Source organism: Longimicrobiaceae bacterium (assembly GCA_035936415.1).
Classification (GTDB): domain Bacteria; phylum Gemmatimonadota; class Gemmatimonadetes; order Longimicrobiales; family Longimicrobiaceae; genus JAFAYN01.
The window spans coordinates 1-10,317 of sequence record DASYWD010000132.1; the positions used below are offsets into that span (position 1 = coordinate 1).

Below are 10,317 nucleotides of genomic sequence, written 5' to 3' on the forward strand. Positions count from 1 at the left end.
CGCCGGTTTCGCCTTCCGCGTCCCCGCCGCAGGCGGCGAGCAGGGCGAGCGCGGCGGCCAGCAGGGGACGGTGCAGCTTAGACATACGGGGTCCAGGTGGTGCGGAACGGCTGGCGCGGCGGGGCGCCGCGGGGGACGCCAGAACGATGGCGAAGTTCACGCCCGGTGCCAAGCCCCCGCCGCCCTACCGCTCCCCCGCGGCCTGCCTCCCGCCGGCCTGCTGCGCGTCGGCGGTCCAGAGGTTGTCGAGCGGGTTCACGTCCGGGAAGATGAACTCCGGGTCGATCTGCACCCGCACCGCCCGGCCGTACACCGGGAGCGAGAGGGTGGCGGTCCGGAGGCGGTCCTCCGTCCACAGCTCGACCGGGAGGTCGGCGCGGGTGGTGGCGCCGTTGTCGGCGGTGACCACCACGGGGATCGGCGCGGGGATCTCTCCCAGGTCGCGGACGGTGACGCGGACCGTCCCCGGCTGCGAGGTGTCCACCGCCTCGATGGCGTAGTCCAGCGTCCCCGTCTCCCACCACCACGGGTACCAGAACCAGTCCAGGTCGCGCCCGGACACCCGCTCCACGGTGTCGAAGAAGTCCCACGGGTACGGGTGCTTGAAGCGCCACTCCCGCGCATAGGTGCGGAGCGCCCGCGCGAAGACGGTGTCCCCCACCACCCCCTCCAGCGAGCGGAGGAGGAGCGCCGGCTTGGTGTACGCCGCGAAGCCGCGGGCGCCGTACGGGCTCACCAGGTCGGTGTGGCGCATCAGCGGCACCTCCCGCTCGGTGCCGCCCAGCGTCACGTAGGTGGCGAACTCGTCCAGGAACGGCCGGTCGCCGGGGTAGAAGTCCTCCCTCGCCCGGTTCTCCATGAACGTGGCGAAGCCCTCGTCCATCCAGGCGTACGCCGCCTCGTTCTGCCCCACCATCATGGGGAACCACTGGTGCGCCACCTCGTGGGCGATGACGGCGTACAGGTCCTTGGGGTCGGTCGGGCGGGCGATGAAGACCAGCCCCGGGTACTCCATCCCGTAGATGGGCCCCTCCGACACCGTGAGCTGCGGGTAGGCGTACGGCATCACCTGCCGGCTGAAGAACTCCAGGGCGTGCTCGGCGTAGCGGTCGGCATCCTCCCACCCGGGGGCGCCGGGGCGGTACAGCGAGTGGACCAGCACCGGACGCGCCGGGGCGCCCCCCTCCCCCGCCACCGAGGCCCGCACCGCCTCCCAGACGTAGCGGTCGGAGGCGGCGAAGGCGAAGTCGCGCACGCTGTCCGCGTGGAAGCGCCAGGTGACCTTCCCGTTGGCGCCGCCCTGGGTGACGCGCCCGGCGGCCAGGTCGGCGGGGCCCACCACCTGGACGGCGCTGTCGGCGCCGGAGGCCAGGGCCGCCAGCCGGGCCTGCGCCTCCGGGGTGAGCACCTGCTCCGGGTTGCGGAGCGTTCCCGAGGCACCCACCAGCCACCCCGCCGGGAGGGTGAGCGAGACGTCGAAATCGCCGTACTCCAGGTAGAACTCGCCGTCGCCCAGGTACGGCGTGGCGTCCCAGCCGTGCACGTCGTCGAAGACCGCCACCTGCGGGTACCACTGCGCCACCTGCAGCACCCGCCCGCCCAGCGCGTCCTCGTACGCCGTGCGGAAGGCGCCGGCCGGCGGCACGCGGTGGCGCCACTCCACCTCCAGCACGGCGCTGTCCCCCGGCGCCACGGCGCGCGGGAGCACCAGCCGGGCGAGCGTCCCCTGCACCGCGTACCCCACCGGGGCGCCTTCGCGGGGCGTCACCACCGGGATCTGGGCGACGGGGCGCTCCGTGAGCGGCTGCCCCTGCGCGGCGACGCGCTCCAGCGTGAACCCGCCGGTGATGGGGGCGTAGCGGTTCCGGGGGACGCCCTCGCTGAAGAGGTTCTGGTAGAGGTTGAGGACCACCGTGGTGAGCGGCACCGGGGAAAGGTTCCGGTAGACGATCCGCTCGCGGCCGCGGAGGAGGGCGGTGGCCGGGTCCAGCTCCGCGTCGATGCGGTAGCTCACCCGCTGCTGCCAGTACCGGTCCCCCGGCGCGCCGGTGGGGGAGCGGGTCCCCCGCGCCAGGGCGGCGGCATACGACGCCGGGACCGGGACGGGGCGGAGAAGCTCCCGGGTGGCGGTGTCCGCACCGGCTCCCGGGCCGGTGGCCGGACGCCCGAACGGGGTGCAGGCGGCGAGCGCGAGGAGCGCCGCCAGGACGGGGGTGCTGCGGAAAACGGCTTGAATCACGAGTTGCGCTCCGGTTTTTGGGCGATGGATCCCGCAAGGTCGGGACCACCGCCCGGCTCAGAGCGCCGGGGGAGGGGTCTCCGGGGGGATCTCCAGCTCCATCTCCGCCTCGGACGAATAGATCGTCTCCGGGCGGAAGCGGAAGCCGGTCTTCTCGTACGACCGCACGGCGGCGCGGTTGTGGGGCTCCACGGAGAGCCAGAGCCGGCGCAGGCCGAGCGCGGCCGCCGCTTCGGCGGCGAGACGGTTCACCCTTGTACCCACGCCGCGCCCACGGATCCCATGGTCCAGGAAGATGGCGTACTCGCCGACGCCGGCGCGGTCGGTGGGGACCAGGAAGGCGTGCCCCACCAGCTCGCCCTCCGCCTCCACCAGCAGGTGCGTCCCCCCGGACAGGATCCCGTCCAGCCAGCGGACGATGCGGACGATGCCCACGGGGGGGAGCCCCTGCGCGGCGCGCTTCGGCTCGAAGCGCTCGTAGAAGCGCTCCAGCGCCGCCCGGTCCGCGGGGGTCGCCTCGCGCACGGCGTAGGCGCGGCCCTCCCGGTCGTGGAGCGCCGCGGGGAGGACCCGGGCGAGCGGCGGGAGCGGCGCGGGGGCCACGGCGGGCACCTCAGAATCCCATCCCCCACCCGCGCAGGAGCGGGAGGGCCTGGCGGCGGAGCGACTCCAGCGTCCGCAGATTGATGGCCGCGACCTCGTCGCGGCGGGGAACGGGGGGGAAGGCGTCCGGCTCGTCGCGGAGGCGCTCGGGGAGGAGCTCGGGGCTCTCCCCCTGCCAGCGGTCCAGCCAGGAGAAGGGGATGCGGTCCGGGGCCTTCTGCCCGGAGAGCCCGGCCCACACCAGCGTCCAGGCGCGCGGCACCACCCGCCAGATGTCGTATCCGCCGCCCCCGGTGCCCACGACCCGACCGCCGCAGACGCGGTCGGCGACCTCGCAGGTGATGCGGGTGGTCTCCTCGTACAGGCGCGTGGTGGCGCGGAGGTGGGTGAGCGGGTCCAGCGTGTGCCCGTCGCACCCGCTCTGCAGGACGATCAGGTCCGGCCGGAACGCCTCGGCCACCTCCGGGAGGAGGCGCGTGTACACGTCCAGCCAGGAGTCGTCCTCGGTGGAGGGGTCGAGCGGGACGTTCAGGGAGTAGCCGTACCCCTCCCCCTCCCCCAGCTCGTCCACGAAGCCGGTCCCGGGATACAGGAAGCGCCCCGTCTCGTGCAGGGAAAGGGTGAGGACGTCGGGGTCGTCGTAGAAGATCCCCTGCACCCCGTCGCCGTGGTGGGCGTCGTAGTCGATGTACATCACGCGGCCGCCGTGCTTCTCGCGGACCCAGGCGATGGCGGCGGCCAGGTCGTCGTAGACGCAGAAGCCGGCGGCCCGGTCGCGGTGGGCGTGGTGCAGCCCCCCGGCTACGTTGAAGGCGCGCGTCACCTCGCCGGACATCACCATCTCCGCGGCGAGGATCGTCCCCCCCACGATCAGCGAGGTGGCCTCGTGCATCCGCGGAAACACGGGGGTGTCGTCGGTCCCCAGCCCCCAGCGCCAGGCCTCCGAGGTGTCGGCGCCCTCCTGTCCCAGCCGCTTCACCGCGGCCACGTACTCGGCGTCGTGCACCCGCAGCAGGTCTCGGTCCGTCGCCGGGCGCGAGGGGACCACGCGCACGTCGTCCCCCTCCAGCAGCCCCAGCGCCTCCATCAGCGAGACGGCCAGCTCCAGGCGCCGCGGGTTGAAGGGGTGGTCCGGGCGGAGACGGTACTGCAGGACGCGGGGGTCCCAGATCAGCGCGCTCTTCATCCTCCCCTCACCTCGAGAGCAGCGCGCGGACGTCCTCCTCCAGGGAGGGCCACCCCACTCGGAACCCCGCCGCCTCGAGCGCGCCGATGACGTCGCGCGGGTCGATGGTCCCCACGTGGAAGATCACCGTGCGGTCGCCCTGCACGCGCTCGGGGGAGACCAGCACGCTCACGATGTTGACGGCGTGCTCCGCCAGGATCCCCACGGCCCGGGCCAGCTCCCCGGGGCGGTCGGCGAGCGCCACCTCCAGCCGCGAGGCGGGCTCGGTGCCGCCCAGGATCTGCACCATGGCGTAGAGCAGGTCGGACTCGGAAAGGATCCCCTGCAGCGTCCCGGCCGCGTCCACCACGGGGAGGGCGCCGATCCGGTGCCGGTACAGCAGCTTGGCCGCGTCCTCGATGGGGTCCGCCCCGGAGCAGGTGACCACCTCGCGCGTCATCACCGCCGCCACGGGGGTGCGCTCCAGGAAGCCCACGCGCTCCGGGTCCGCCACGGTGAGCGGCGAGGGCATCGCCAGGCGGATGTCGCGGTCGGAAAGGATCCCGGCCAGCGCGCCGCCGCCGTCCACCACGGGGAGGTGGCGGATCCGGTGCTCGCGCGTGAGCTGCAGCGCCCGGGTGAGGGTGTCGTCGGGACCCACGGTGACGGGGTCCCGCGTCATGCGGTGTCGTACGAGCATGGCTGGGGAAAGTCTGCGGAGCGGCGAAAGGGCGGGGCCACGCGGCCCCGCCCGGCGGCAGGCGGAGAGGGCTCCGGCGCGCTAGAGCCGCTCGTCGCGGAGGAGCTCCCCGGAGGGGGAGTAGACGCGGAGCACGTTGGGGTTGCCGTCGTAGTCGGCGTCGATGAGCTGGTAGACGCGGCTCCCCTGGCGGAAGATCTCCACCATGTCGCACCGGCCGTCGCCGTTCCGGTCGCTCCAGGTGGCGACGGGGAAGACGCCGGCGGTGAAGCGGACGAGCTTGGCCCGGTCGGACCCCGGGGTGGTCTCGCCCGCGGCCCGGATCTCACCGGCGGAAGTGGAGGAGACCTGGGCCATCTGGCCCGCCCAGCCGCCCACCGCCCCCTGCCAGGAGCCCTGCAGGTCGGCCATGCGCGGCATGTCCGGCATCCGCGAGGGCGGGCTCCACCCCTGCGCGTGCGATACGCCCGGCGCGGCCAGCGCGCACGCTCCGAGGACCACGAGAAAGCGAAGACGGTTCATGGGGACCTTCCGATGTGGGGGGTACCGGCAATCTAAACGTACACGGGGGGGAACGCCACGTTCCTGCGCGGCTCCGGGTACGGGGGTTGCACAGGGGGGCGGGACGTTCTCCGCCACGTGATGCAGGAACCCGCTCCGCACCCGGATGATGCCCGATCCAGCGATCTCGCGACCACGCTACCAGGGACTGTCGGCCGCGCGCCGCTGGGAGCACGAGCCCCTCCCCCCTCGCGCCGAGTTCTCCCTGGCCGTGGGAGACCGGATCGGGGAGCTCACCATCATCGGGCACCTGGCCTGCGGGCGGGCGACCGAGCTGTACCAGGTGTGGAGCAACAAGCACTGGTGCGCGCTCACGGGGAAGCTGACCGCCCCCGGCCACCTGGGGAACGGGACGCCGGCCTCCTTCCAGATGGAGGCGCGCGTCCTCGCCAAGCTCCAGCACCCCAACATCGTCCGCTTCTTCGGGAGCGGCGAGGCGGAGGGACGCCCCTACCTCCTGCTGGAGTACTTCGCCGGCCCCTCCCTCTTCGACGTGCTGGAGGGGCTCGCCAAGCGGCGCCTGCACGTGCCGGACGCCATCCGCGCTACCATGCACGTGGGCGCGGCGGTGCACTACCTCCACCGCTGCGGCTACCTGTACCGCGACCTGAAGCCGGCCAACATCCTCCTCCGCGAGGGGATCCCGGTGCTGGTGGACTTCGACGTGGTGCGGAAGATCCACCCGCTGCGCCGCCCGGCCGACCGGCTGGGGACCGCCCCCTACATGGCCCCCGAGCAGATCCGGAAGGAGGAGCTGTCGCCGGCCACGGACGTGTACGGCCTGGGCGCGCTGCTGTACGAGCTGCTCACCGGCCACTGGCCCACCGAGGAGCCGCGCGACGAAGACGACGAGTGGGACGAGGACGACGACGACGACCGGCCCGAGCCGCGGGGGGCGCCTCCCGTCTGCGGCGAGCGCGCGGCGAGGACGATACGGACCGGGGACCTGCTCACGCGCTACCCGCAGCTCACCCGCCCCCCCACCCCGCCGCGCCAGCACAACCCGCAGGTGACGCCGGACCTGGAGCGGATCATCCTGCGCTGCCTGGAGCAGGACCCGGGGCAGCGCTTTCAGACGATCTCCGGGATGCTCGCCGCCCTCGCCCCGCTGCTCAAGGGCCGCTACCGCCTCTGGCCCGAGGCCGCGCCCATCGAGCGTCGGGCGGACACGGAGTCGAGGTAACCCCCTCCCCACAAGGGCCCCCACCCGGCTCGCTTGAGGCTCGCCACCCTCATTCTGGGGGAGGGCTGACGGCTACGGGCAGTTCATCCCCTCTCCCAAACTTGGGAGAGGGTGGCGGCTCTCGGGCCGCCGGGTGACGGCCTACGACGGCGCCCCCACCGGGATCTCCCGACGGGGGCGCCGTCCTACTTTCGCACTTCCGCACTCCCGCACTTCCCTACCGCAGCGGGATCCAGTACGTCGCCTTCACGATCAGGTAGTTGTCGCCGTCGGCGCGGAAGGTGTCCAGGATGGCACCGGGGCCGACGAGGTCGCCGACGGGACGGTCGGAGAAACGGTCCTGCTGCCACACGGCGAAGAGGGTGCTCCCGGGGCGCCACTCCCACCGGAGCACGGCGTTGCTGCGCAGCGAGCGCACGTTGAAGTCGGCGAAGGGGAGCGTGAACGACGCCGCGCCGTCCGTCACCACGTACTCGTCTCCGGTGCGCTCGATGCGGGTGCCGTCCGTGCCGTACACGCGCAGGTCGCGGCTGCGGGTGGCGGGGAGCTCGCCGTAGCGCAGGTAGCGCCCGCTGGCGGCGTAGGGCTCGACGTATGCTTCCAGCGACAGCTCCGGGGTGAAGAGGTACGTGGCCCGGAGTTGGGTGACCAGCTCGCTCCGGTCGATCTCGCCGAAGACGTACCGCCGGCCGAAGGTGGCCGCGGGCCCGCCCGGCCGCACGGCCACGTACTGCCGCGGGTCGGTCCAGCGGGTGTAGTACTCGTCGATCCCGAGCTGCCAGCGCGGCGCCGGGCGGAAGGAGATCCCCGCGACGGCGCGACGGTAGTCCTGCCCCTGCTCGCCCCCGCCCAGGTCGAGCTGCAGCCGCCCCCGGGTGGGCCGGTTGGAGGGGCTCCCGACTCCCAGGATGAGGCGCCATGCCTGGCTGGTCCCCAGCAGCGGCCCGCCGCGGGTGGCGTTGTCGCTCAGGGCCGGGAAGTCCACCCACCCGCCGAGGGTGCCGCGCCAGAAGTTCCGGAAGGTGCCGCGCGCGAAGCCGGTGGCCGCGCCCCAGGTGCGGAGCCCCTCGGTGTTCCACTGGTTCTCGCTCCCCACCTCCAGGCTGTAGCTGCGGAAAGGGCCGCGGGGCCGGGTCTCGCGGTACGTGACCTGCCCGTTCGCCCCGATCCGGTCGGTGAACCCCATGGCGCCGGCATCGTTCAGCTCGAAGCCCGGGGAGCGGGCCTCCACGAAGCCGCTCCACAGCCAGTGCGTGCCGCCCTCGCGCGCGAGCCCCAGCGAGCCGCGGGCACCGGAGAGCGAGGTGCGCGAAGGGTCCACCTCCACGTGCCCGGCGTCCAGCCGCTGGAAGTAACGGACCGGCGAGCGCTGCGTGCGCAGAAGCGCGAGCGAGTCGCCCGCCACGTAGCTGAAGCCGGCGTCGCCGCTCAGCACGTACTCCCCCCCGCGGAAGCGGAGGTTCCAGTCGGCGCCGCCGGAGTAGGCGCGCTCGTGGAGGTACTCGGCCAGCAGGTCGTCCGCGGCGAGGTCGCGCTCCACCCCGGTGAAGACCACGCCCGCCGTGGAGCCGGACCCGCCGAACTCCTGCTGCGTGCGCACCACGCCGAACGCGGTGCGCGGCGCCACCCGCAGCTCCCGGAAGCGCCCCGTCGCACCGGTGAAGGCCGTCACGTCCTCTGCACCGGTCACGGCGAGCAGCGTCCCCACGGAGGTCCCGGAGCGGAGGCGCCCGGTGAGCTTGGCGGCGCCGAGGATGGTGGTGTTTCCGGGCTCGTCCAGGAAGTCGTAGTCGCCCACCTGGCGGTTGGCCAGCCCGAACACCGTCGCGGGACGCGGCGCCGCGCCGATGCGGCGGGAGTAGAAGTAGTTCCCCGTGGACAGGAGACGGCTCCCTTCGGTGAAGAAGGGACGGCGCTCCGGGAAGAAGGTCTCGAAGGCGGAGAGGTTCACCTCGGCGGGGTCGGCCTCCACCTGCCCGAAGTCCGGGTTGACGGTGGCCTCCAGGGTGAGGTTGGGGCCCAGCCCCATCTTCAGGTCGCCGCCGAGACGGGCCGTCATCCGGCTCCCGTCATTGAACGGGTTCCCCGCGCCGGGATCCGAGGTGAAGGCGGCGCTGCTGGCCACGTACGGGAGGAGCTCCACGCGCCGCGAGGGCCGCACCCCCGCGATCCCGGTGAGCTCGCCGAAGCGCGACGCCCACCCCGTCTCGCGCGGGGGCACCATCACCCAGTACGCCTCCTCGTCGCTGGTGGGCGTCATCCGCGCGACGTTGACGCCCCACGTCTGCACCGCCCGCGGGGTGAAGCGGAGCTGGGAGAAGGGGATGCGCATCTCCGCCGTCCAGCCGGCGGAATCGTGGCGGACGCGCGCCGTCCAGACGGGGTCGAACGAGGCGTCGGTGGCGCTCTCCGAGTCGGAGGCGTGGTACCAGTCGAGCCGCACCCCCCCGGCCGTGACGCCGAAGGTGTAGGCGGTCCGCCGGTCCAGGTAGGTGTCCAGCGACACCAGGATCCGCTCCGCCTGCGTGGCGTTGTCGCGGCGGCTCACCGGCGCCTGCAGCAGGGAGGGGTCGTCCTTGTACATCCGGGCGCCCACGTACAGCGCGTCGTCGTCGTGGAGGAAGCGCACCTCGGTCCGCTCGGTTGCGGGGGCGCCCTCCCTAGGGAGCCGCTGCGTGAGCCCGGTGAGGACCGGCGCGACCTGCCAGACGGCCTCGTCCAGCCGGCCGTCCACCGTCGGCGCCCGGCCGCGCACCTCCACCACCTGCGCCTGCACCCGCGCGGCCGGGGCCGCGGGGGCCGCCTGCGCCGACAGCTCTCCGGCGGCCAGCACCACCCCCGCCGCCGCCGGGAGGACCCGGCGGCACACCGCGGCCCTCCCCGCCGGCCGGCATCTCGATCTCGTCATCTGCAAATTCCCGTTGGATCGCGTCCCACTACCGGTCTTGCTAATAGAGGCCGAAAATGTACGCGAAAGTTGCGATCAGCGCCATGGGTGGACGGGCGGGCGGCCCCTCCGGGGGCGGCTCACCCGCGCATGGTGTACTCCCGGAGGATGCGGCCGAACCAGGTGCGGGCTTCGCCCTCGAAGGGGCGCTCCACGCCGTTCACACGGTAGGTCCAGCTCACGCCCCCCGCCCCGGTGCGGGACGCGTGCAGGGTGCGGGTGGTGACGCCTCCCGGTCCCGGCTTCAGCGGATCCGGGTCCGGGTAGTCGGGATGCAGCGTCTCCCTGACCGTCAGCGTCCCGCCGGGGAGGATCCCCACCACCTGGCGTCCGCGGATCTGCACCCGCCGCGCGACGAGTTCGAGGTCCGACGCGGGCCTGCCGTGGTGCTCGTGGACCGTCTCGTGGGTGGCGTTCCAGACCTGCGTGCCGTCGCCGCCGCTCCCCGTCGCGGCGCCGCCGGTAGACGCGCCGCCCGACCTGCGCTCGTTCAGGTGCCCGTGCAGGCGCTGGAGGAACCCCGCCGTCCACGCCGCGGCCTCCGCGTCGTACGCGCGCCGGGTTCCGTCTACGTGAAAGCTGCGCGTCTCCCGCCCGGCCGCGTCGGCCCGGATCTCCACCGACCGGGTCACGGGGCCGGTCTCCCGCAGGATCACGTGTCCACGCGGCCGGGGCGACACCCGGGCGGTGGAGCGGTTGGACTGGACCACGAAGTCACGCCCCTCCACCGCGAGATTCCACGTCCGGCCCTCCCGCTCGTCGTCGTACCCCAGCCTGCCGTCGGCGAGCATCATCTCGGTGGTCCACCCCTCCGCGTCCGGGGTGTCGGAGGGTCGCGTGATCCTCCCGTCGGCGAGGGAGCCGGTGACGCGCCCGGTGGCCGCGACCGCCGGGCTCTCGGCGGGCGGCGGCTCGGGCG

General features: G+C 73.7%; 8 protein-coding genes. 1 reads left to right on the plus strand and 7 read right to left on the minus strand.

Annotated features, from left to right (window positions below):
- Positions 1–184: 184 nt before the first annotated feature.
- The 5 genes from VGR37_04895 to VGR37_04915 form a co-directional block, all read right to left on the minus strand.
- A complete protein-coding gene (locus tag VGR37_04895) occupies positions 185–2,239 on the minus strand; it encodes a M1 family metallopeptidase (protein ID HEV2146732.1) in 2,055 nt (684 codons plus the stop codon).
- Between the two features lie 57 nt (positions 2,240–2,296).
- Positions 2,297–2,851, minus strand: coding sequence for a GNAT family N-acetyltransferase (locus VGR37_04900; GenBank protein HEV2146733.1), 555 nt, complete (start codon positions 2,849–2,851; stop codon positions 2,297–2,299).
- A gap of 1 nt (position 2,852) precedes the next feature.
- Complete coding sequence (locus VGR37_04905; protein ID HEV2146734.1) at positions 2,853–4,028, minus strand: acetoin utilization protein AcuC; 1,176 nt, start codon at positions 4,026–4,028, stop codon at positions 2,853–2,855.
- A gap of 7 nt (positions 4,029–4,035) precedes the next feature.
- Positions 4,036–4,689 carry a CBS and ACT domain-containing protein gene (locus tag VGR37_04910; protein ID HEV2146735.1) on the minus strand — a complete coding sequence of 218 codons (654 nt, stop codon included), beginning with the start codon at positions 4,687–4,689 and terminating at the stop codon, positions 4,036–4,038.
- A gap of 99 nt (positions 4,690–4,788) precedes the next feature.
- Positions 4,789–5,229 (minus strand): hypothetical protein, encoded by a 441-nt coding sequence (locus VGR37_04915; GenBank protein ID HEV2146736.1) that lies wholly within the window; start codon positions 5,227–5,229, stop codon positions 4,789–4,791.
- 148 nt (positions 5,230–5,377) lie between these two features.
- Here VGR37_04915 and VGR37_04920 point away from each other — a divergent pair, with 148 nt between their 5' ends.
- Positions 5,378–6,451, plus strand: coding sequence for a serine/threonine-protein kinase (locus VGR37_04920; protein ID HEV2146737.1), 1,074 nt, complete (start codon positions 5,378–5,380; stop codon positions 6,449–6,451).
- Between the two features lie 217 nt (positions 6,452–6,668).
- On the opposite strand, the gene VGR37_04925 is transcribed toward VGR37_04920, so the two are convergent.
- Complete coding sequence (locus VGR37_04925; protein ID HEV2146738.1) at positions 6,669–9,359, minus strand: DUF5916 domain-containing protein; 2,691 nt, start codon at positions 9,357–9,359, stop codon at positions 6,669–6,671.
- A gap of 119 nt (positions 9,360–9,478) precedes the next feature.
- A partial coding sequence (locus VGR37_04930; GenBank protein ID HEV2146739.1) for a hypothetical protein occupies positions 9,479–10,317 on the minus strand: 839 nt, incomplete at its 5' end.

What these genes read in the sequence shown, in the direction of transcription:
- VGR37_04915 (HEV2146736.1), bottom strand. Translation starts at nt 5,229, where the DNA reads ATGAACCGTCTTCGCTTTCTCGTGGTCCTCGGAGCGTGCGCGCTGGCC.
- VGR37_04925 (HEV2146738.1), bottom strand. Translation starts at nt 9,359, where the DNA reads ATGACGAGATCGAGATGCCGGCCGGCGGGGAGGGCCGCGGTGTGCCGC.
- VGR37_04910 (HEV2146735.1), bottom strand. Translation starts at nt 4,689, where the DNA reads ATGACGCGGGACCCCGTCACCGTGGGTCCCGACGACACCCTCACCCGG.
- VGR37_04905 (HEV2146734.1), bottom strand. Translation starts at nt 4,028, where the DNA reads ATGAAGAGCGCGCTGATCTGGGACCCCCGCGTCCTGCAGTACCGTCTC.
- VGR37_04920 (HEV2146737.1), top strand. Translation starts at nt 5,378, where the DNA reads ATGCCCGATCCAGCGATCTCGCGACCACGCTACCAGGGACTGTCGGCC.